This is a genomic window from Methanoregula sp. (assembly GCF_041645475.1).
Taxonomy (GTDB): domain Archaea; phylum Halobacteriota; class Methanomicrobia; order Methanomicrobiales; family Methanospirillaceae; genus Methanoregula.
Map to the genome: position 1 here is coordinate 149,463 of NZ_JBAZQA010000002.1, position 20,363 is coordinate 169,825.

Genomic DNA, 20,363 nt, shown 5'->3' on the forward strand with positions numbered 1-20,363 from the left:
TTGATGTCAGCGATGGACTCCGTTGGATTCCGTTACCGTCTTTGCCTGTCCGGAGCTCATGGGTACACTGGTTGGAACAATACTCACGGAACTCCTTGGAATATTTTCTTCGAGCGCCATTTTGATCCGGTTGATACTTTCCTGGACTTCACACATCCGTTTTTCACCATCGAACTCAAGGAAGATCTCGATATACACGTTGTTGCCCGAGCGGCGGGAGCGCACCCCGTGGAGTGCAGAGTAGTCCTCGAAGAAATCCGCCAGGTGCCGGACGATCACCATCTGTAACTCTTCGTCGAGCGTTTTATCGAGGAGATCGGGAAGCGATGAGGTGATGACCCTGTATCCCGAGAAGAGCAGGAACCCTGCAATGATAAATGATGCCAGGGGGTCGATATAGAGCGACCAGGCATAATGAGAGAACCCGAGCGAGGCAATAAGGGATACGAGAACGGCAAAATCCGAGAACGCCTTGGTCCTGAACAGGCGCCACTGCGAATCCATGATCGGCGATGGCTCCTTCTGGAATAGCCGGAAGTTCTTCCGCCAGAGCCAGGAGTTCATGGTAACCCCGATGATCATCAGGAAAATACCCAGGTAAGCCCCCTCCTGAACGATCTCTGCCGGGACTGCAATCCTGTACAGGGCAACAAAGAAGACCAGGGCAAGCGAGATGAACATCACGCCCCCGGTGACGATTGATGTTACCGTTTCGAATTTCCCCATGCCGTAATCGTATGCCCCGGCCCCGCCTTTTGCCATCTTGCGGATAGTGAGATACGCAAAAAATGTTGCCAGGATCTCGTTTGCACATTTGATGGCATCGGCGAACAGAACGATAGAGCCGGAGAGGATGGCTGCAATAATATCGGGAATCCAGAGAATGAAATCAACAATCAGGCTGATGAGTACTGTCCGTTGTTTGGAGGAGAATGATCCTCCCCCGCTGCTACCACTGGTGACTGCGTGAGACATGATAAATATGGCTCAAATCTGGTTTTTTCTGGATAAAAAAACCCTGCATTTGTTTCTGGTGTAACCGATCCAGGATTTCCGGCGGAACCAGGATCCGATCCCGGAGACCGGCTGCCTGCCCGGTAACCTTTTTCAGGTAAAAAATGCAAAATATGTGACACCTTTCTCAAGAGTTTAAAGATCATTTTTCTCCTGATTACCCGATGTGACAACAGGCATTCCCATGGACTTCACACTTCCCGACACCCTACGGTACCGATTGCAGAATTACGCCTCAGCGGTCAGGGAGACCCGGGCACAGTTTCAGGGAAGCGGGCGGGCGGGCACAAGCCCGGCATATGCCCCGTATTACGAGAGATCCCATATCCTCTTGCTCTTCGACGCCCTTGCGGGAGCGGGCACCGGTATTTCCCCGGACCTGTGGCAGGAATATATCCGGATCACCCGCAGGTTCGAACGATTCGAACGGGATGCCGGGCCGGCATACCGGAAGGAGTTGCTAAACGAACTGGTGAATTTCACCCAGGCTTACCAGGCTGCGCTCTGTTTTGCGTACCTTGGTGAACCCGGGGTGAACCCGCCTGCACAACGAACGAGAGAACGGGAGATAATCGGCATATTGCTCCAGGAACTCAAAAAAGATCATGACCTTACGGACGCTGAACGCCTCATATCCAGCCTCGATCGGAATGTTGCGGGCATTGCGGTCGCCCGGATGGAGCCGGAACCTGCTGATCCGCCGGCCATCCTGAGCACTGTCGGTGATACGGTCCCGCGGTGCAACCAGGGAATTCCCTGAAAAAGAGTTTTTAGTGCTGATAATATCCTTATCGGATCAGATCCTCTCTTATGGGCCCCCTCACGTAACGCGGAGCACGAGCAGGGTGATATCGTCCGACTGGGGCGCCTCTCCCGTGAACTGCCGGATTTCCGCAAGGAGACCTTCCATGATTGCTGTTGCGGTACAGGATCGGTTCTTTTCCAGGTATGCCACCATGCGCTCTTCCCCGAACTCCACGTCCTCTGCATTGAACGCCTCCGTTACCCCGTCCGTATACATGAAGAGGAGATCGCCCGGCTCAAGGGTGAGCTCATGCGACTCTGCCCTCACCGTTTCGAGTACGCCGAGTGCAATATCGCCGCATTCCAGGTACCGGGCCTTCCCGCCGTTCTTCTTTATGAGAACCGGGGGATTGTGCCCGGAGTTGACGTAGGTAAACGACCTCTGCACCGGGTCGAGCACGCCATAGAAGAGTGTGATGAACATACCCGATCTCCCGTCATCGAAGAGCATCCGGTTCACCCACCGCACGGCGGTGCCCGGATGAGAATGTTCGCTTCCGCTCGCGTGGAGGAGTGTCCGGGAAAGTGCCATGTACAATGCAGCGCTCACACTTTTTCCTGAAACATCGCCAATCACAAAGCCCCACCGCCCGTCATCGAAGGGAATGAAATCGTACAGGTCCCCGCCGATCTCCATTGCCGGGATCGTTGCAGCAGCAATGTCATACCCGGGGATTACCGGAATGAACTCGGGAAGCATACTCATCTGGATCTCTTTTGCGATCTCGAGCTCCTTTGTGTACCGCTCCTTTTCCGCGGTGGTGAGCCTGAGATCTTCTATATTCTGTTTGAGATCCCCGGCCATCTGGTTGAAGGACTGAGCCAGATCCTCGAACTCATCGCGGGTATCCAGCACGACCCGGTAATCCAGGTCTCCGCGACCAAGGGCACATGCCCCTTTCTTGAGGGCGTCAACCGGCTGGGTGATGATCTGGGCCAGGAACACTGCAAGAAGGGCGACGACAACGATGATTGCCAGCATCAGGACGGCAAAGATATCCCGTATGCGGTCGGTCTGCGCAGTGATCCTGGCACTGGTGTTGCGAGTCTCTGATGAGATCCGGTCCCGCGTTGCTTGTATCGGGGCCGTGACCTCGGCAACCGGCATGGAAACGGCAAAACTCCAGTTCAGGGATCTCACCGGGGCATAGGCAACGTATGTCTCGCCATCCCCGAATCTTGTCCTCTCAACACCGGATTTTCCCGCGGTCATGTTTTTGCTGATTGCATCCAGGGTCGGGTCGTTATCCCGGAATACATTTTCCGGGATATAGGCCGTGGCATTGCCGATTCCTTCCCGTGAGAGACCCGGTCGGCTGATGATGTTGCCTTTGCCATCCATAAGTACGGCATATCCCCGGCCGCCGAGCGTCTTGTTAAGGTAGGCCGAATTGATGACATCCACCGCAACATCGCTCCCTACAACCCATGTGCCATACCGTGTCTGGACGGCTTTTGATGACGTTACAACGAGCCCCGTTCCTGCAGCATCCGCGTACGGTTTCGACCAGTACACCTGAGGGATCTTTTTTGCACCGGTAAACCAGTCGCGGTCCCGGGGATCGATGGTACCATTGGCAAAACTCCTCCAGGGATACATGACAACGATCCCGGAATCCGTGGCAACATAGACGCTCGTTAAGTTGGTATCCGCTTCATACACGGCTCTCGCAAGGTCGCTCATACCCCCGACGGTGCGGTACTCATCGGCATTATCTGTTATTGCCGCACCCGGTGCAAGAAAGATAACCGTTGCGTCAGCAGGGTTTGCCGGGGGATCCTGCCGGGTGTGCGGCGTGGTGAGGGGTGTAATAGGCGGGTTGTTCCCAATCGTTTTTGCCTGCGCCGCAAGGATCTCCATCTCGGTGATCGTATCCTCAAACAGAACGTTGGTGATCTCGGCCTGGTCATAGGCCATCTGCGTGAGATACAGTTCAGCAGCATGCTCAAGGGCAATTGTGGCATCATCGATTGCCATATTCCCAAGATCCGTGCTGTCTTTTTCTGCAGAGAACCCCACGTCGCTGATCGTGACAAAGGCAACAAAACCGCATACCAGGAGTGACACGACAGACAGGATCAGGAATACCAGGAGGATCTTGACCAGAACGCTGCATGCAGGCAAACGAAACGTCCGGCCACTCATAACACATCATACCTTATAGTAAGGGAAGAGCGAATCGGGATGGTGGGAAGTGCCTTTCTGCAGGGATCCGAAAACCTGCACCCGGTGTTCATATCATGTAAGGTAATCTCTGACGTAATAAATTTACCAATCCGGTTCTGGAGTTTACCCGGGGAAGGATTCCGTTCAGAGAATCAAACCGGAATCGCAATTATCGAATGATAATATATCCAGATCAGGATGCCGGAAAGAATCCCCAGAATGAACACCGCTGCCAGGACACAAAGAACCGGGTAGGGGCTTTTGTGGTGGCCCGTTCCTGCAGCCGCAGTCCCGCTCCCGGCAAAAGGATGATGGTTTGTCTCCTTCCAGATATGAAGAGACCGCAGGTAAATCGCGCCTATTCCGCAGAATAAAAGAACAAGGATTCCCTCAGAGACCGTTCTGATTGCAAAGGATAATCCTTCCGCTGAGTGGAGCCCGCCCAGGAGTATCCCGAGAAGAAAGGAGGCAAGGGCAAAAAAGAATCCCGTATACTCCCGTGGGAAAAGGAGTTCCTGGAGTTTCCGGTTATGGTGTTCCACACACTCGACCATCTCCAGTTTCTGGTAGATGATTCCGAGAAGGGCCCGGGCATACGCATTGTAGGGAGAGATCTTGAGAGCACGCCGGAGGGCCCCGGTTGCTTCCTGCCTGCGGTCGAGTTTGTCAAGAGCCACACCGATATTTACCCAGGTATCTGCTGACATGGGATTGATCGCTGCTGCTTTTTTCGCATGAGCCAGGGCCTCTTCATACCTGTTCAGGCTGATGAGGGCAACAGCCTTGTTATTGAGGAGAATGTCATTTTCAGGAGTTACAGCAAGTTCCCTGTCGCAGCAATTGAGAGCCTCGTGGAACTTTCCCTGCTGCAGGAGCTGAATTATCTGATCCCTGGTGGAGATTTTCGTATCGGGCATGGAAACAGAGGTTTGATTGTCCGGGTTCCTAATGCACGGTAGTTATCATGGCCGATATATAAATGTAACCGTTCGCGGTGTTTTTTGTCGGCATGGTTTTTGGTAAGAGAAAAAAGGGGGAGGCCGGACGTCATGGCCTAGACATTCACATTCAGGAAAACCCGGATGAGAAGGCCGATAACGAACGATATCGCGGCAATGCCGAGACTGATTGCGGCCATCTCGCCGAACCGGCGCCAGAACGGGAGATCCTTGGCAACCGAGATGTAGAATGTGAAGAGGAATATGATGCCGACTGCTCCGCAGAGGGTGAACATGAGGGCAAGGTACGGGGAGGGAAGGATGAGGAATGGCAGGATCAGGATCGCAACCGTCCCGATATAGGTAAATCCCGTGTAGATCGAAGCCTTCAATGGATCGGACGGCCCGGCATCCGTTCTCTGCGACAGATATTCCGATGCCCCCATGGAGAGGGAGGCTGCAACGCCCATGATGAGACCTGCAACGGCAATGATCTGGGAGTTCTGGATGGCAAACGTGAGCCCGGCAAGCGTGCCGGTGAATTCCACGAGCGCATCGTTGAGGCCGAGCACCACGGAGCCTACATACCGGAGGCGTTCTTCATCAATGAGGGCAATGAGTTCGCGTTCGTGCCGCTCTTCGTTCTCAAGGATGCCGGCAACCTCGGGAATCCCATCTGGCATTGTCCGGTCCATGTCCTGGGCCCGGTGCTCGACCCGCTCAAGGATCTTGAGCGTGAACGTGAGGCCGAGAAGCTTAGCTGCGAGGACGTACATCCAGACCCGGAGGATCGACGGGGAAACATCTCTTCCGGTGTACTGTTTCCAGATTCCGTAATGGGCAAGCTCTTCTGCGGCTATTCCTGAAAGGACCTCCCGGTTATGGGGATCTTTTGTCCCTGCTGCGATCTTTGTATAAATGAGGTGTTCGGTCAGTTCCGCTCTCTGCAACGAGAGAAATGTCTCCAGCTGGTTGGGAGGAATTGTGGTGTCAGGCATGGGGTATCACACATCAATGGGGAATGGAAACCATACCCTGTCGTAACTCAACGGTCATGATGAGTCCGGTGGCAGAAACCGGTATTTTCCTTTCGGTGCAATGATCTCAAACCGGACACCGCTCCCCGGAGTGCCGGTCTCACGGATGGAAAGAGCGGTGATCGAGAGGATTTCGCGGGACAAAAAGAGACCAAGACCGGTATTCTTGCCAAAACCTTTCCGGAAGAGCCGGGCCTTGTCCTCGGGAGGAATACCAATGCCGTTATCAATATACGAGATGACCAGCCCGTCCGGGGTTTCCAGCAATGAGAATGTGATGCGGGTCACACCCTCCCCGTGACGGAGTGAATTTTCAACAAGGTTGTAAAACACTTTCTCAATTAAGGGATCCGCATAAATTTCAGCGGGGGGTAGGTTGATCTCAAGGGCAATGTCCCCAAGGTTCAGCTGCGACAGGGAATTCCGGACCGTTTTTTCAAGGTTATGCCATGCGGGAGCCTGGACCCCGATATCCTGGTAATACCGGGTGAACTCGATCTGCCTCCCGATAGCTTCTGCGGCCTCTTCCTCTTTCTCAATATACCCCCGGATATCCGGATTGGTTTCGCGCTCCCGGGATAATTCGAGAAATGTCTTGAGCCCCATGAGCTGGTTAAGGATATCGTGCCGGGTGATGGACGAGAGCATATTGAGCTTGTTGTTTGCCTGCTGCAGGGCAGTTTCCCACTGTTTGCGATCCGTGATGTCGAGAATTACTCCGACAAGTCCTTCGATCCTGCCGTCACGATCGGTAAACGTGGACTTGGATATGATGACATCGTGCAGGGTGCCGTCAGCGTAGAGGACCTGCGATTCATAGATCTGCGACCCGGGAGTTGTAAAGAGCTCGTTGTCCTTCCGGTAGTCGATGTCAGCGAGTTCTTTTGGTATAATCTCATAAACCGTCTTTCCGATGATCCGGTCTTTGCTGATACCGAGGAATTTTTCAAACGAGGAATTGCAGCCCAGGAACTCCCCTTTTGCATTCTTATAGAAGATGGGACTGGAGATCGTCTCAACAAGGCGGTTGAGGAACCGTTCCCGGTCCGCGATTAATTCCTGTGCCTTTTTGCTTTCCGTGATGTCATGGAGCACATGCACACTCCCGATGAGATCGCCGGCCGGGTTGTGCAGCGGGGAGACGGTCACCTGAAAATCCCCGCCCAGGTTATCTTCATGGATCTCGGCGGAATGCAAATTCCCGTCAGCAAGAAGGCGGGAATGGGGGCAGATCCCCAACGGCGCTGTGTGTTTGTGTACGAGCTCGTAACAGGCCCGTCCGACAACCAGGTCCGGGGCAAGTCCGAGTCTTTCGGCCATGGGCCTGTTCACCCGCACGATCCGGTGGTTCCGGTCAATGATGGCGATCATGTCGGGAACCGCATCGAAGGTCAGTTCCCACTCGTTCTTTGCCTGAAGGATCTGGTCCTGCATCTCTTTCTGTGCGGTGATGTCGTGGGCGCTTGCCGAGACCCCGATTATCTCTCCGGCAATATTTTTTATCGGGGACAGGGACAGGGACACTTGGAGAATTCTCCCGTTTTTTGCTACCCGTTCCGTTTCATAGCGCTCAACCGGCTCGCCGTTCTTGATTTTTTCCAGGAACCCGGTCATCTCATCCCGGTGATTTTTGGGAATGATGAGCGAGATGGACTTTCCCACCGCTTCTCCGGCAGTATATCCGTACAGTTGTTCAGCTCCATCATTCCAGTCGGTGATGATCCCATCCGGGGTCTTACCGATGATAGCATCGTTCGAGGACCGGACCATCGAGACCAGCCGGCGGCACATCTGCGTGTCGTGGTGCATCTTCCCGCTGAGCCAGGAGATGAGTCCTGAGAGAACAATAAAGACGAAAATCCGGGCAAGGGCTGCAATCCAGATATCCGAAAAAACCGGGTACACCGCCAGCACTTCTGCACAATAGAGGGCAGAGATTCCCACAGAAAAAACAAGTCCGCGCCTTGGATAGTAATAAGCCGCAAGAAGGATCGGGATATAGAACAGGTGGGGGAGGACGTTTGTTATCCCATTGACCAGCGCATAGCCGTTGAGGGCGAGCGCTGCTGCTCCGCTGACTCCGATGAGGAGGGGGATGAGGAGCGGGTGCCGGTAGACCTGGTCAAAGTACTGAAAATTCAAATCGGTTGTTCCCCCGGGAGCAGTACTCTAGTGTTTACCGGTATGGTTTTAATGGTTAGCGAATAGCCTGCACATACGAGCCAGATTATGTCAGATGTATCTGGATCTCTGTGGGGATCCAAAAAATGTCCGGCAGTGTAGCAGGAGCGCAAGGGAAAAACGGTATGGCCGTTTGCACCGATCATTTGCCAAAAAAGGGACCGACCTGCGGTCTCTTCTTATGAATTCGTAGACCGGGTTGCCGGGATCTCTTCGGTCTGACGGAATTGTTCCATTATCAAAAACCGCTCCGAAGGTGTGTTGATCGCATGGACAATGCCGGTGATCCGCAGCGGATCCCCGTTTGTGTCCTGCTCGATCACCTGTCCGCGAAGGGCAACATCCACCCAGGTGCCTTTTTGATGTTTTGCCCTGAACTTGCATTCGAAGAGCGAGGTTTTGCCTTTGGTATAATTCCGGAATGCAAGGAGGATGCCCGGCATGTCGAGCGGATGGATGAAGGCCAGGCACGCGTCAACCGAGAGAACCCGCTGGTCCAGATTGTATCCAAGCATATCATCTATCCACTGATTGAGATCATGGATCTGCATCTTCCGTATGTCGACATCCCAGATCCCGATATGTCCCGCTTCGAGTGCGAGTTTGAGCCTCCCTTGTGTTTCGTTGAGCGCAAGGGCTTCCTGTTTTTCCAAGGTGATATCTATGATGATGCCCCGGAATCCAGCGGGTTTACCTGTCCCGGGATCAACCCTCATCTCCCCGTATACCCGTGCGGGAAACACGCTGCCGTCTTTACGCCTGAGCTGGTATTCGCTCCCGGAGGAGCTCCTCTTTCCCTGGAGTGCCTCCTGGATATCCCGGAGCAGGCGATCCGTGTCCTGCGGAGCAATGTAATCAAGAATTGAGATCGTTCCGGAGATATCATTCAGGGTAACGCGAAAAAAATCAAATGCCAAGCGGTTGGCATAGGTTATGTTATAGGAAAGATTCATCTCAATCACGGCAAACGGGAACAGACTGGTGAGACCCTGGTTCTTTTCCCGGCTGATATCCAGGTCACGCTTGGTCTTATGGATATCAGTGATGTCCCGGAGGGTTTCTATGGCTCCTACAATCTTCCCGTCCGGATCGTACAGGGGCCCGGCACTGACAAGGAGATGAGCTCCCTTGCCCCCATAGAGATGCGATGAGTAGATATCGGTTGTTATCTTGTTATCTTCGTTTTTGATATCTGAGTATGGCATCTCTTCCAGATAGGGGCCCCGGATCACCGCATCGATAAGGATCGGTTTTCGTTCGCCGAAAAAGGGAATCGAGTATTCAAAGTCTCCTTTTCCCAGGATATCGGCCTGATTGATCCCGGTCATGGTTTCAATGGCACGGTTCCAGGCGATCACTTTTCCCTGGACATCGATGACAAATGTTGCATCGGGAAGGAAATTGATGATATCCATGAGCTTGCGCTCGGATTTCTGGAGAGCATTTTCTGTCCTTCTCCGTTCAATCGCGGTGCAGAGCTTGTGTTTGAGCTCGGCTATCATCCCCTTTACATCTGTCCCTTTCTGGATGTAAAAATCAGCGCCGTTATTGAGTGCCTCGATAACGATCTCTTCCCGGCCTTTCCCAGTGAAGAGGATGAACGGGAGCCGGCCGAACTGCTGTCGAACCTCTTTTAGCAGTTCTATGCCATCCATCTCCGGCATCTGGTAATCGGAGAGGATCGCATCGTACCGGCAGGCCCGGATCCTTTTTAATGCCTCCGGCCCGGAGGATACAACTTCAACCGTGTAATTCCCGCTCTTTTCTAAGAAAATCTTGTTCAGTTTCAGGAGAACTTCGTCATCGTCAACGTAAAGAATCGAGTACATAAAAAAAGTCCTGAATATGTCCGTTGTCTGTTTCCTGAAATCTATTGATGAGATCGTTTTATCATAATTATATAAACTGAATATCCTATATATTGCCATCGGTTTTATTGTGAGTATTCAGCCGAATTCGCCATGATATTACTCTGGTATCTCAAAAAAAGCCCCATTTGTTCGCAGATACAAAACACAATATTTATATGCAAACTCAATTGCTATGAAACGGACCCCTCCGGGGGGAGATAAGAAAAAAAGAAAACTAAAATTTTCGTCCGGTTTTTTGCCGGGACTGAACTGGAGGTCCGGATTGATTTTCTGAACCTGCTGGCAGGACCCCCGGTAATCTGGATTGCATTTCTCCCGTGGAGGAGTACTGACGAGGAGGATCTTAAAAAAAGCAGAAAATGGATTTGTCTGAAAACCCGCCGGTGGTTATGACTTCTGGTATTTTTTACCGGCCGAGAAGGCCTTGTCGATCGGCTTCCCTACCTCCCAGTAGGTTGCCTGGGCATAGACGATCGGGTGCATTTTTGTGACATCCGGCTTCCCGTCCGTTAAACAGGACTTGTCTGCGTGGATCTCGACAACCTCGCCGATGTAGAGCAGGTGGCTCCCGCAGTCAACGGACCTGAAGAGTTTGCATTCGATGTTGACCGGGCATTCTACTGCAAGAGGTGCGGTCTTCAGTTTCCCGTAGATTGATGTGAACACTTCAGACTTGTCTTCCTGTGCACCGGAGACAAGGCCGCAGTGATCGGTCTCGATCGTATGTTTTGCTGAAGGCACGTTCAGGCTGAAGGTCTTGTTCTCTTCGATCCCCTTCACGGTGTGCCGGGCCTTGTTGAGCGCAACGCAGACCATCGGGGGTGCCATGCAGGCGACCGTGGACCAGGCAGCGGTCATGTAGTTTGGCTTTCCGTTGACATTCGCGCCCACGAGCAGGGTGGGCATGACACTCATGTACGGCATCGGGCCGACGGTTACTTTCTCCATCTGGATTCTCCGGGATGATCTTGGCGGGAGAGGATTTTAAGGATATTCATGGAAAAGACGCAAGAGATTTTTACTCCCGGCTCATTAATGGCTTGGGAACACATGCTTTTTCTTTCAGAACAGGAGAAACACAACTGGGCAGAATATGCGGATACCATTTTCCGGCATCGTGTGCATCCTGCAGAGTACGATGGGAAGATCCGCAAAAACCTGGTTCCGGCATTTCACTTTTATATCGCGACATACCTGGCCGCAAAAGGTGCCGGAGAGCAGAGCGTCAGGTGGCTGGAGACCGGCACGCTCTGTGAGGAAGACGGGCTTTTCTGCTGTGCGTTCCTTCTTGGGTTTTTAAAAAGGCATGAAAATCAGCTGACAAAACCCGCGGTTGTTTTCCAGGATCCCCGCCCGTTCATCCATTTTGCCGGGGTTCCCGCCATGAAAGAGGCGCGGCGGCAGTTTGTCCGGCAGTGCAGTCATTCCCTGCCGGTTTTTAAAAAACCGGTCCGGTTCATGGATATCGGGTGTGGTGACGGGGGGCTCACAACCGCGCTCCTTCTCCACTTGGTGGAGTCCGGAAACGTATCGGAAGTCAGTGAGATCCTTTTGGTTGATTCCTCACCGGCAATGGCCGCCCTTGCGGAGAAGACTGTCCGATCCGCGTTTCCGGATGCGGTTATCCGTATCGAGAACGGACGGATCCAGGATTGTTCGGGCACCATAGATCAGAAATACGATATCGCGATGAGCTCGCTTGCGTACCACCATATGCCGCTCGAAGACAAGCGGGTCCACCTCGCCCGGCTCAGGCCCTGGATTGATCACCTGATCCTGTTCGAGCTGGATGCGAACAATGATACACCGGATCTCTTCTCGCCGGAACTTGCCCTGTCGGTATACCAGTCGTACGGCCGGATCATGGACTTTGTCTACTCGCATGACGCCCCGGTCGACGTGGTCACCGATTGCATTGACTCGTTCCTGATGACCGAGCTCGTCTCCCTCCTCACCGAACCACGGGGAACACGGAGCGATTACCATATGCTGCGGAGCCAGTGGAACTCCCTGTTTTCTGAAGTGCTGGGTCCCGAGTTCTCGCTCCGGTGCGATTCCTCTTCCTGCTCCGATGAGCACATGTCGCTCTTCACGCTCCATTATGGCAGGACGGGATGATACATACGGTAATGCGGGAAAATAGCGGGCAGCAATACCAGAACTCCTGATCCATGAGGTGGATCTTTAAATCCTCAAACGGGATCTCTCCTTATGGCAGATCATCCGGAGGGAGCAATTCTCCAGCGGGACGGGAAGACCTATGCGGTCATGGCAAGGTCTCCGGGGGGCCTCGTAACCCCGGAACTTCTTGAGCGCATTGCGGCGATTGCCCGCACCTTCCGGGTGCCAGAAGTCAAGATAACTTCCGGGCAACGCATAGCCCTCATCGGTATTCCCGGAGAGGATCTTGCGGCCGTCTTTGAGGAACTGGGAACGGATGCCGTGAGAAAGACCGGGCCCTGCATCCGGTACTTCCAGTCCTGTCCCGGGAACCGGAACTGCAGGAACGGTACCCAGGACTCGCTCGGCCTCGCTATCCGGCTCGAATCCCTGTACCGGGAGAAACCGTTCCCGGGAAAGATCAAGATCGGGATCTCCGGATGCCCCCGGTGCTGCGGGGAGAGCCAGACCCGGGATATCGGGATTCTGGGAACCTTAAACGGCTGGACACTCTTCTTTGGCGGCAACAGCGGCACCCGGCCCAGGTTCGGTGATCTCCTTGCGAAAAATCTCTCGACCGATGAAGTGCTTGATCTTGTGAGCCGCCTCCTGGAATATTACCGGATGCATGCAGGGCCAAAGGAGCGGACCGCCCGGTTCATGGAGCGGATAACCCCTGAAACATTGCGAAGCGACCTGCTCAACCAGATCCCCTGCACCCCGCTGGAATCGTGATGGCCTTATCCGTTTCACCGGATCTTTTCTTTTTGGTGGGTGAGCAGTTCTGTAAATACGATCATATCATGGGTTGAGTTTCAGCCATTCACCGGTGGAAAATTTCTCCTGCCTTATAGCGCGACGCGATGCACGGTGCCGGAACAACCGGATTCCCCCGTGAGTATGATCGTTGTCGCGTTCAATCTCCGGTGCATCCGGACCTCGGAATCATATCCTGTTTCCTGTGAGGTTCCGAATCGGGGAAAAACCGGAATGAAGGTATTCCCATCCCTGTACTCCGGTTAAAGGACCTGGATCCGGGGTGCAGAATCCCCTGGGAAAAATACGCCTTATACGGGCCCGGATTCCCGTTTCCGGATCACGGCCCCGTCAGGAAAACCCCGCAAAACGCCCCGATTCGGTTCGTGTGGAAAAGACGTGTGATTATCGCTCCGATTGCCAAAAAAGGGCTGAAATGCACCTCGTAGAATGGTCATTAATGGTGTTCTGCGGGTGTCCTTTTTCGCCCCTTATTTTACCCAATTGTTCTGAGAAACGCTGCCGGAACGCGAATATGAAGGTCATTTTTCAGGGTGATTTTTCGAGGGAATCCGCATTTTCATAGGAATGTCGTTTCTCAGATTATCCGCCCGCCGGACACGTCTGCTGGCAAATTTTTTCGGAGGCCATTTATGGGAAATTGCGGCAAACGGGCGATAAATTGAGCCTATATGAAAATGGCAATCTCCATTTTTCGCACATTTTGGTATTTTTCCAGGATGCTTGTTGGGAATGGTCTCAAAAATCGCAAAATTTGAGGCCTGATTGGCAAAATACGGCGTTTTTGGATGACGAGTATGATGCCCGGACCCTCCTCCCCCGGGAGTTGTTTTCCCCCCGGGTATCCGACAAAGATCCCCGGACGCCCCCCTCTCTTTCAGGAACCACCGGGATCCTTTCGTGTCCGGCTGAAAACAAAAATTTATTGCAGTTCTTTTTGAAAGATAACCTGAAATCTCACCATGAAGTTGTCGGAAGGGCTTTTGTATTTTGGGCGAAAGAGATGACTCACTACCTGATAGATATCCGCCTCATGGGATCCGTGAAACAGCAGATCAGCCGGTTAAGCAACCAGTTGGCGGAGAAATTCGATCTCGGAACCAATTTGGTTGTCCCGCATATCACGCTGGCCGGGCCGTTTTCAACCGGGAATGAGATACAACTCATCGAAGATTTCACACGAATCTGTACCACAAGGAAGGAGATCCCGAAATATGATGTGGGCGGGTATGGGTTTTTTGAAAGTACGAGGGTTGTCTTTGTTACGATCACTCCCGATGAGACCCTGAAACAGTTCCGGTACGAGCTTGCAGGTGCAATCTCCCCGTATTGTACGTTACGGAACTATGACCTGGATTCTGCCGACGGATTCATGTTTCACGCAACGCTTGCCATGAAACTCGACTGGCTCACCTTCCAGCGAATAAAATGGTATGTCAGAAAACAGGAGAGCGTTGTATTCCGGCACCACCCGATCCGGGCAACCCTGCTCCGGAATTCCAAAATCCTGTGCGAGTACGATTTTATCCAGGAGCGGATGCTGAGCCCGACCCAGGCCCGGAGCAAAGCAACCAGGATGCGGGACTTCGATATTCTCAAGACGTGGGCTGACGGAAGCTGGGAATGAGAAGAACCATCCGGTTTTTTATTGAAGATCAGCATTTTTTCAACCGATAACATCCGGTCTTTTTTACAAAACCCCCTGCCGGTTTCTCTTCCCGGAATACCCAGCCCAAACCGTCCAGCCCTCCCTTTGAGATTTAATAGTTCAGAAACCAAGTACTGGTATGGATATGGCAGTAGTAAAAAAATGGGCGATCTTTTTTATCAGCATTCTCGTTGCGATCCTGATCGCGGACCGGCTTTCCAATAGCATAATGGTGATGACGGGATTAACCGGTCCCGTCCAGTTCCTGTCGAGTTTTATTCTCTATGCACTCTTCTTCTTTGCAATACTCTACATCATCCAGAAAGTGTTCAGGGTGGATTTCTTCGGGTTTTACCGCGAATAACCAAAAGGAACTCCCGCTCACTTTTTTTATTCCAGGGGCCCGAACCGCGTAGTGTATCCCCGGGCAATGACCGACGCACCAAGGAGCGGCGCAAGGCCGTTCAGGCTGCTCACGGCCAGCCGTGGCATCGGCAGGTAATGATCAACGTACCGTTCAATCGGCGGGATGATCAGGTCCTGGTTGTTCAGGACAACGGAACCATCAAAGACAATCGTATCCGGGTCGTAGGCAACGATGAGGTCGGAAACCCCCCGGGCATTGACTCTCCCGAGTACCTCCAGAAAATCACGTTCTTCAGGATCACGGTTTTGCCGGATGGCATTTAAAATTTCCCCGGCAGAGAGTACCTGCTGATCTCCGGACCCCCGTCCCGTTCTCTTCTGCCACTCCCGGTAAAACCGGGGGAGGAACCGTCCCGAAGCATAGCCTTCCCAGTGTCCCTTCCCGCCACACCCGCAGGTCAGGTCGTACTCGCTGTCCACGAACAGGTGACCTATCTCGCCGGCGTTCCCATCGCGACCGGAGACGATAGTGCCGTTTGCAATTATTCCTGCCCCGATGCCGGTCGACATCGTGACGTACACGAAATTCCTGGATCTCTTTCCCTCGCCGAAATATGCCTCCCCCAGGAGACCTGCACAGCAGTCGTTGACCAGCCGGACCGGGAGATCGAATTCTGCGGCGAGGGGGCCTGTCAGGGGAATGATGTCAAGGGGGATGTTTGGGGGATGCACGATTGCCGTGCGGGATTTGTCAACCGGCCCTGCTGCCCCGATACCGATTCCGGCCAGCGTTCCTGTCTTTCGGTCTGGAACCAGGGAATGGATTGCGCTGATGATGAGATCCGTGATGATTCCTGCATCCGGCAGGTCTTTTGGAAGTTCCACTACCTTCTTCTGTTCGATCTGTCCGGTTACGGTGACGAGCCCGACCCGGAGGTTGGTTGCCCCGAGATCAACGGCAATGGCGAATTCTGGTTGTCCGGTTATATCATCGGGTGTCATTTGAAGATTCTCCGGGTTAAGGATCTCCCTCTCTTTGTAATCAGTATCACTTCTTATCTGAAGAAGATTCTCTGCATGAAGTTCGTGATGAATGAAACACGCAGGCTTCGATAATAATTTCCTCAACCGGTCTCCGTCAATTGTGTTATTTTCCAAAAATAGGGGGAAAATCCGGCTTGTCTGTGGGGACTAAATTATCCCCGACAAGGGGCTCATGACGATGACAGCAGTCTCGGAACTGAGCTACTGGGTACCCCCTCCGGGAGCGTGTGCCGGTTTTACGTCGGAGAATAACAATTGCCGGATGATAGTTGGATTTCAGGAAATGCACTTTGGTAAGAAAACCTTTTCTGGCCTTAAAAGATCAGGACTCGCTCAGTCATAGGCATGTTCACGATGCTCAATGAAAACCATATAGACCGTCTGCTCCTGTTCATCCGGCATGAAGATCAACCGGTATTTTTTTGCGAGTCTCGTGGACTTCTTGCCATGGAGTGAGCCGGAGAGCCAACCTCCAACATGCATGGGATCTTCGGAAAGCCGGACCAGTTTCTTGCCGAGTTCCGCAATGATCCTTTTATTTATTGTCCTTAATGGTTGCAAAACTTTCAAGAAAGGTGTCGGTCCGTTTGATGACCCATGCCATCAGGCACACTCGTTGAGGAGATCATCAACGGAGGTGATTGTCTTTACCCGACCCTGCCTGATGTCGCGATCACTTTTTTTGATCGCATGCATAGCTGCAGGATTGCTGAGGATCTCTACCGTATCAATGAGGGCTTCGAGATCTTCCTTCTTGACCATGTCAGCCTGAATCTTTTTGATTTCCTGGTAGACCTGATCTATCGTGACACCAGAACTCATAATCATACTTGCATTCATCATCTTAAAACCATTCGGGAATGGTAGGGGGATCTCCCCATTGTGCCGGACTTAACCCGGATCGTCCTTACGCGCAAAACGCTTTGTCGGGTTTTGCGCTTCGGATTACCGTGCTTTTCCCGTTCCAGAATCTTGCCCAACAAGGTCCTTACGGTGCGGTCGAATGACTTCGAAGGTTTTTTTTTATAATTATTTAATTTTTGAATATCGAAAGAACAATTATGTAAAAAAAGAATAGCATTTGTTAGTTACTGCATGAGCGAATACGCGGCCTTCTGTGAAAACTTATCAAACACAAATAGTGAAGCAGAACGCATGGATTTCGTTCGAAAATTTATTTTTCATGGTACACCCATTGTTTTTAAAGACCGTGAACATGATTATTTCGAATTTAGGAATAGAATCGCTAAAAAATTTAATGTAAATTTTACTGAAGTTTTTATTGTTGGTTCAGCTAAGTTTGGTTTTAGCTTTACTGGGGGAAAACCATTTGATTACGATTCTGATATCGACATAGTTATAGTTAATGAAACTTTATTCGACGAATATTATAAAAAAATCTGCGAGTATCAATATAAAATGGATAGGGAATATAGAGGGATTGCGTACGAAGAACGAAAAAATTATGCAAATTTTTTACGATATTTAGTCAAAGGATGGATGCGACCCGATCTTTTACCGATTAGCTTTCAAGTTAACGAATTAAAAACGGATTGGTTTAGTTTTTTTGAGGGGATTTCAAATGGAAGATCCGAAGTAGGTAATTATGAAGTGAATGCTGGGTTGTATAAAAATTATTTTTTTCTTGAAAGATACTATGGAACAAATGTCGAAAAAATGTACCGTTATTTAAGCACAAAACAACAAACAGAACAATTGAGTGCAAGGGAGTCATAGAATGGTAAAACAGATTACGTCAAGCCCAAGTACACAAAAAATTTCAGATCTTTATCCAAAAATTCAAAATCAACCTCCGACATTGATTTTACAGCCTGATTTTCAGCGAAGACTGGTTTGGAATAAAAGGCATAAAGAAAAATTTATTGATACAATATTACAGGGTTTACCGGTTCCTGAAATATATATCGCTCAGTCAGGTATTGATCTCGAAACAATTGCTACACAACATGTTGTTGTTGATGGTCAACAGAGATTACGAACAATTGTCCAATATATTGAAAATTCTGATGATTTTGGAAAATTGGTCCCGAAGTATAAGGATTTACCCCCAGAACAACAACGTGAATTTTTAAGTTATGATGTGGTTGTTCGAAATCTTGGTGATCTAGATTCAGATACAATCAGAGATGTTTTCAAAAGAATCAATTCTACACAATTTAGCTTAAATCAGATTGAACTTCATAATGCCGTATATGATGGTGATTTCATTACAACCGCTATGGAAATTTTAACTGAAATTGGGGATGGAAGATTTCCATTCCTTAATGAGGCTAATATTTCCAGGATGGAAGACCTGCATTTCATATTATTGATAATGGCCACTATCGAAAATAAAGGCTATTTCAAAATGAGTGACATGATTGAAAAATGTATTATCGAATATAATGATACATACCCTGGAGCGAAAACCATCAAGGAAAAATTCATAAAAATTTTTGAAATTATTGAGGGTTTAAAATTAGCGGATGATTCAATTTGGTATCGCAAATCAAATTTTTTCACGTTATTTGTTGAATTATTCAATTACGGGAAAAAAATCAATATTGACAAATTGAAGCAAAAATTAGAGAAATTTGAAGAAGATGTTTTAATCAACAAAAAAATTAGCGGGCCGGCAAACGACTACCAAACCTATTATTCATACCTGTGGTCAGGAACAAACAGTAGAGTTGCTCGGGTTTCACGTTCAGAGATTTTTAATAAATTAATATTATCCAAAATCTAACCCTTCAAAAAAATTAAAAATCTCATCAATAAAAAATTTCCTGTCTTCTACTCCTTCCCCCGGATCCCATGGATCTTGATGATGCCGGCGCAGGACTTGCAGGTATAGAACTCGTCCTTCCAGCAGTTCTCGCAACCCCAGCGCCCGCAGAGCACGCACTGCCGGAGCTCCGAGATAGCATGCGGGGTGCTGCAGAGGTCGCAGATATACCGGGAGAAACTCCCGGGATCTTTTGTCGGCGGCTCGCCCTGCTTGCGAATGACCGGGATCACGTCCTTGAGATCCCGGAAGAGGTCGCCTTCGGGTTTACTTTTTGGCGGTTCCTTTCGAAACCAGTTCTTTTTCAACACGGTCAAGCCGGGCCTCCATGGTTACGAGCGTGTTCTGCATGTCGGTTTCGGATTTTTTCAGCTCGGCAAGCCGTGCCTCATCCAGTTCAAGCTCCTTGTAATTCTGCGCCTTGAAGTCCCCGAGCTTGCTGTGGTTCACGAGCTGCCATTCCTCCACCAGGCTCTGGAACCGGCGGTCAAGGTACTCGTCTACCCGGCTCTCGATCGGGCGGGAGAGCGAGAGGTTCCCCTTTGCCCCCCGGATGTAATAGTAGACCAGAAACAGGAGGACAACCAGGATGATGACGACAAGGATGAATGTCAGAAGATCCATTTCAGATCAGCTCCTTGAGTCTCCGGGCCCGGTTCTCCAGTTCCGTCATCTTGTCGGATGCCGCGTGACTGGATGCCTTAAGCCCCGGGATCTCCTGCTCGATTGCGTACAACCTGCTTGTAAAATCTGCAATATCGGTTGTGCGGGCAAGATCCCATTCCTCGACAACCGCCTGCATCCTGCGATCCACGTAGGCGTTGAGATAACTGTTCATCCCGATCATACTGACTTCTCCAGGGTGGTGATGAGGGCGTCGAGTTTTTGAGAGCGCTGTTCAAGCGCCGACTTCTCGGCATACAGGGTACCGATCTCGCTGGTAACGCTTGCAAGCCGGTTTTCCAGCTTGTGCAGGTCGGTCTCGGTAAGGAGCTGCCATTCGTCGATGATCGATGCGAATGTTGTATCGAAATAGGCATCGAGCGTCTTGTCCATGGTCGGAAGTTTCGATTCAACCGCACCGGGGAACTCTGAGACCTGGTCCCAGAATGCAGGAGCGGACGGGTTCTGGTTTACTACCGGGTACATCTATTTCACCTTCTTCTCCTCTTCGCTTATCTTGCCCATCATGTTGTCCAGTTTCCGGGTCTTGACATAATTCTCAAGCCGCGAGAGCCGTGTCTCGATGAGCTTCTCCTTTGCAAAGATGCCGGTCTCAAGACCGGTGTTCTCGTCCTCCACGGATCTGATCTCCGCGGTCTGCTCGGGGGACAGCCGGGTGAACGGGAAATTTTTTGCCTCTGCGTGCTGCTGGAGAAGCTTGAGCTTGTCCCTCTCAAGATCCAGTTCAACCTTCCGGTTGATCGTCTTCATCAGCCGTACCTCCCGGAGCATGAGGTAGAGGATGAAAACACCGAGAATTGCCAGTGCGGCAATGATAACGGTGTCGGTGATTACCGGGGTCTGGACCACAACGGTCTGTTCTGCCACCATACTATCTAACCTCGACG

General features: G+C 51.2%; 22 protein-coding genes. 7 read left to right on the forward strand and 15 right to left on the reverse strand.

Annotation, left to right across the window (positions count from 1 at the left end):
* Nucleotides 1–6 precede the first annotated feature (6 nt).
* Nucleotides 7–975: a cation diffusion facilitator family transporter gene (locus tag WC598_RS02635; protein WP_372959914.1), complete on the reverse strand. Its 969-nt coding sequence runs from the start codon at nucleotides 973–975 to the stop codon at nucleotides 7–9.
* A gap of 205 nt (nucleotides 976–1,180) precedes the next feature.
* On the opposite strand from WC598_RS02635, the gene WC598_RS02640 reads away from it, so the two are divergent.
* Nucleotides 1,181–1,774 carry a hypothetical protein gene (locus WC598_RS02640; protein ID WP_372959915.1) on the forward strand — a complete coding sequence of 198 codons (594 nt, stop codon included), beginning with the start codon at nucleotides 1,181–1,183 and terminating at the stop codon, nucleotides 1,772–1,774.
* 60 nt (nucleotides 1,775–1,834) lie between these two features.
* Here the strand turns inward: WC598_RS02640 and WC598_RS02645 are convergent, their stop codons facing one another.
* The 6 genes from WC598_RS02645 to WC598_RS02670 all read right to left on the reverse strand — a co-directional run bounded on the left by WC598_RS02645 (nucleotide 1,835) and on the right by WC598_RS02670 (nucleotide 10,960).
* On the reverse strand, nucleotides 1,835–3,943 hold the full coding sequence (locus WC598_RS02645; protein ID WP_372959916.1) for a SpoIIE family protein phosphatase: 2,109 nt from the start codon (nucleotides 3,941–3,943) through the stop codon (nucleotides 1,835–1,837).
* A 194-nt stretch (nucleotides 3,944–4,137) separates the two neighbouring features.
* The gene (locus WC598_RS02650) at nucleotides 4,138–4,902 is read right to left on the reverse strand and encodes a tetratricopeptide repeat protein (protein ID WP_372959917.1); all 765 of its coding nucleotides are present in this window, start codon (nucleotides 4,900–4,902) and stop codon (nucleotides 4,138–4,140) included.
* A 137-nt stretch (nucleotides 4,903–5,039) separates the two neighbouring features.
* Nucleotides 5,040–5,921 (reverse strand): VIT1/CCC1 transporter family protein, encoded by an 882-nt coding sequence (locus WC598_RS02655; RefSeq protein WP_372959918.1) that lies wholly within the window; start codon nucleotides 5,919–5,921, stop codon nucleotides 5,040–5,042.
* A 54-nt stretch (nucleotides 5,922–5,975) separates the two neighbouring features.
* Complete coding sequence (locus WC598_RS02660) at nucleotides 5,976–8,102, reverse strand: PAS domain S-box protein (protein ID WP_372959919.1); 2,127 nt, start codon at nucleotides 8,100–8,102, stop codon at nucleotides 5,976–5,978.
* A gap of 218 nt (nucleotides 8,103–8,320) precedes the next feature.
* Nucleotides 8,321–9,970: a PAS domain S-box protein gene (locus WC598_RS02665; protein ID WP_372959920.1), complete on the reverse strand. Its 1,650-nt coding sequence runs from the start codon at nucleotides 9,968–9,970 to the stop codon at nucleotides 8,321–8,323.
* A 429-nt stretch (nucleotides 9,971–10,399) separates the two neighbouring features.
* The gene (locus tag WC598_RS02670; protein WP_372959921.1) at nucleotides 10,400–10,960 is read right to left on the reverse strand and encodes a flavin reductase family protein; all 561 of its coding nucleotides are present in this window, start codon (nucleotides 10,958–10,960) and stop codon (nucleotides 10,400–10,402) included.
* Nucleotides 10,961–11,062: 102 nt separating this feature from the next.
* On the opposite strand from WC598_RS02670, the gene WC598_RS02675 reads away from it, so the two are divergent.
* The 4 genes from WC598_RS02675 to WC598_RS02690 all read left to right on the forward strand — a co-directional run bounded on the left by WC598_RS02675 (nucleotide 11,063) and on the right by WC598_RS02690 (nucleotide 14,961).
* Entirely contained in the window at nucleotides 11,063–12,130 is a 1,068-nt protein-coding gene (locus tag WC598_RS02675) for a trans-aconitate 2-methyltransferase (protein WP_372959922.1), read from the forward strand.
* A 93-nt stretch (nucleotides 12,131–12,223) separates the two neighbouring features.
* On the forward strand, nucleotides 12,224–12,907 hold the full coding sequence (locus tag WC598_RS02680; protein ID WP_372959923.1) for an NAD(P)/FAD-dependent oxidoreductase: 684 nt from the start codon (nucleotides 12,224–12,226) through the stop codon (nucleotides 12,905–12,907).
* A gap of 1,045 nt (nucleotides 12,908–13,952) precedes the next feature.
* Nucleotides 13,953–14,576 carry a 2'-5' RNA ligase family protein gene (locus WC598_RS02685; protein ID WP_372959924.1) on the forward strand — a complete coding sequence of 208 codons (624 nt, stop codon included), beginning with the start codon at nucleotides 13,953–13,955 and terminating at the stop codon, nucleotides 14,574–14,576.
* A gap of 166 nt (nucleotides 14,577–14,742) precedes the next feature.
* Nucleotides 14,743–14,961 (forward strand): hypothetical protein, encoded by a 219-nt coding sequence (locus WC598_RS02690; RefSeq protein WP_372959925.1) that lies wholly within the window; start codon nucleotides 14,743–14,745, stop codon nucleotides 14,959–14,961.
* 26 nt (nucleotides 14,962–14,987) lie between these two features.
* Here the strand turns inward: WC598_RS02690 and WC598_RS02695 are convergent, their stop codons facing one another.
* The 3 genes from WC598_RS02695 to WC598_RS02705 all read right to left on the reverse strand — a co-directional run bounded on the left by WC598_RS02695 (nucleotide 14,988) and on the right by WC598_RS02705 (nucleotide 16,829).
* A complete protein-coding gene (locus WC598_RS02695) occupies nucleotides 14,988–15,965 on the reverse strand; it encodes an ROK family protein (protein WP_372959926.1) in 978 nt (325 codons plus the stop codon).
* 375 nt (nucleotides 15,966–16,340) lie between these two features.
* Nucleotides 16,341–16,490 (reverse strand): type II toxin-antitoxin system RelE/ParE family toxin, encoded by a 150-nt coding sequence (locus tag WC598_RS02700; RefSeq protein ID WP_372959927.1) that lies wholly within the window; start codon nucleotides 16,488–16,490, stop codon nucleotides 16,341–16,343.
* Nucleotides 16,491–16,610: 120 nt separating this feature from the next.
* Entirely contained in the window at nucleotides 16,611–16,829 is a 219-nt protein-coding gene (locus WC598_RS02705) for a hypothetical protein (RefSeq protein ID WP_372959928.1), read from the reverse strand.
* Between the two features lie 273 nt (nucleotides 16,830–17,102).
* On the opposite strand from WC598_RS02705, the gene WC598_RS02710 reads away from it, so the two are divergent.
* Both WC598_RS02710 and WC598_RS02715 read left to right on the forward strand, forming a co-directional pair.
* The gene (locus WC598_RS02710; RefSeq protein ID WP_372959929.1) at nucleotides 17,103–17,744 is read left to right on the forward strand and encodes a hypothetical protein; all 642 of its coding nucleotides are present in this window, start codon (nucleotides 17,103–17,105) and stop codon (nucleotides 17,742–17,744) included.
* Nucleotide 17,745: 1 nt separating this feature from the next.
* The gene (locus tag WC598_RS02715; RefSeq protein WP_372959930.1) at nucleotides 17,746–18,753 is read left to right on the forward strand and encodes a DUF262 domain-containing protein; all 1,008 of its coding nucleotides are present in this window, start codon (nucleotides 17,746–17,748) and stop codon (nucleotides 18,751–18,753) included.
* A 47-nt stretch (nucleotides 18,754–18,800) separates the two neighbouring features.
* Here WC598_RS02715 and WC598_RS02720 read toward each other — a convergent pair whose 3' ends face one another.
* The 5 genes from WC598_RS02720 to WC598_RS02740 are packed head-to-tail and all read right to left on the reverse strand — an operon-like array spanning nucleotide 18,801 to nucleotide 20,346.
* Nucleotides 18,801–19,103 carry a hypothetical protein gene (locus WC598_RS02720; RefSeq protein ID WP_372960076.1) on the reverse strand — a complete coding sequence of 101 codons (303 nt, stop codon included), beginning with the start codon at nucleotides 19,101–19,103 and terminating at the stop codon, nucleotides 18,801–18,803.
* Nucleotides 19,060–19,416, reverse strand: coding sequence for a hypothetical protein (locus tag WC598_RS02725; RefSeq protein ID WP_372959931.1), 357 nt, complete (start codon nucleotides 19,414–19,416; stop codon nucleotides 19,060–19,062). The genes WC598_RS02720 and WC598_RS02725 overlap by 44 nt, the downstream gene beginning before the upstream one ends.
* Before the next feature lies 1 nt (nucleotide 19,417).
* Complete coding sequence (locus WC598_RS02730) at nucleotides 19,418–19,639, reverse strand: hypothetical protein (protein WP_372959932.1); 222 nt, start codon at nucleotides 19,637–19,639, stop codon at nucleotides 19,418–19,420.
* Nucleotides 19,636–19,941, reverse strand: coding sequence for a hypothetical protein (locus WC598_RS02735; RefSeq protein ID WP_372959933.1), 306 nt, complete (start codon nucleotides 19,939–19,941; stop codon nucleotides 19,636–19,638). Before WC598_RS02735 ends, WC598_RS02730 begins: the two co-directional genes overlap by 4 nt.
* Entirely contained in the window at nucleotides 19,942–20,346 is a 405-nt protein-coding gene (locus tag WC598_RS02740) for a hypothetical protein (protein ID WP_372959934.1), read from the reverse strand. It abuts the gene before it with no gap.
* Between the last annotated feature and the right edge of the window lie 17 nt (nucleotides 20,347–20,363).

Excerpts from the sequence above, each read along its gene's own strand:
- WC598_RS02635 (WP_372959914.1), bottom strand. The coding sequence starts at position 975 with ATGTCTCACGCAGTCACCAGTGGTAGCAGCGGGGGAGGATCATTCTCC.
- WC598_RS02650 (WP_372959917.1), bottom strand. The coding sequence starts at position 4,902 with ATGCCCGATACGAAAATCTCCACCAGGGATCAGATAATTCAGCTCCTG.
- WC598_RS02655 (WP_372959918.1), bottom strand. The coding sequence starts at position 5,921 with ATGCCTGACACCACAATTCCTCCCAACCAGCTGGAGACATTTCTCTCG.
- WC598_RS02665 (WP_372959920.1), bottom strand. The coding sequence starts at position 9,970 with ATGTACTCGATTCTTTACGTTGACGATGACGAAGTTCTCCTGAAACTG.
- WC598_RS02670 (WP_372959921.1), bottom strand. The coding sequence starts at position 10,960 with ATGGAGAAAGTAACCGTCGGCCCGATGCCGTACATGAGTGTCATGCCC.
- WC598_RS02675 (WP_372959922.1), top strand. The coding sequence starts at position 11,063 with ATGCTTTTTCTTTCAGAACAGGAGAAACACAACTGGGCAGAATATGCG.
- WC598_RS02680 (WP_372959923.1), top strand. The coding sequence starts at position 12,224 with ATGGCAGATCATCCGGAGGGAGCAATTCTCCAGCGGGACGGGAAGACC.
- WC598_RS02685 (WP_372959924.1), top strand. The coding sequence starts at position 13,953 with ATGACTCACTACCTGATAGATATCCGCCTCATGGGATCCGTGAAACAG.
- WC598_RS02690 (WP_372959925.1), top strand. The coding sequence starts at position 14,743 with ATGGCAGTAGTAAAAAAATGGGCGATCTTTTTTATCAGCATTCTCGTT.
- WC598_RS02695 (WP_372959926.1), bottom strand. The coding sequence starts at position 15,965 with ATGACACCCGATGATATAACCGGACAACCAGAATTCGCCATTGCCGTT.
- WC598_RS02700 (WP_372959927.1), bottom strand. The coding sequence starts at position 16,490 with ATGCATGTTGGAGGTTGGCTCTCCGGCTCACTCCATGGCAAGAAGTCC.
- WC598_RS02705 (WP_372959928.1), bottom strand. The coding sequence starts at position 16,829 with ATGAGTTCTGGTGTCACGATAGATCAGGTCTACCAGGAAATCAAAAAG.
- WC598_RS02710 (WP_372959929.1), top strand. The coding sequence starts at position 17,103 with ATGAGCGAATACGCGGCCTTCTGTGAAAACTTATCAAACACAAATAGT.
- WC598_RS02715 (WP_372959930.1), top strand. The coding sequence starts at position 17,746 with ATGGTAAAACAGATTACGTCAAGCCCAAGTACACAAAAAATTTCAGAT.
- WC598_RS02725 (WP_372959931.1), bottom strand. The coding sequence starts at position 19,416 with ATGGATCTTCTGACATTCATCCTTGTCGTCATCATCCTGGTTGTCCTC.
- WC598_RS02730 (WP_372959932.1), bottom strand. The coding sequence starts at position 19,639 with ATGATCGGGATGAACAGTTATCTCAACGCCTACGTGGATCGCAGGATG.
- WC598_RS02735 (WP_372959933.1), bottom strand. The coding sequence starts at position 19,941 with ATGTACCCGGTAGTAAACCAGAACCCGTCCGCTCCTGCATTCTGGGAC.
- WC598_RS02740 (WP_372959934.1), bottom strand. The coding sequence starts at position 20,346 with ATGGTGGCAGAACAGACCGTTGTGGTCCAGACCCCGGTAATCACCGAC.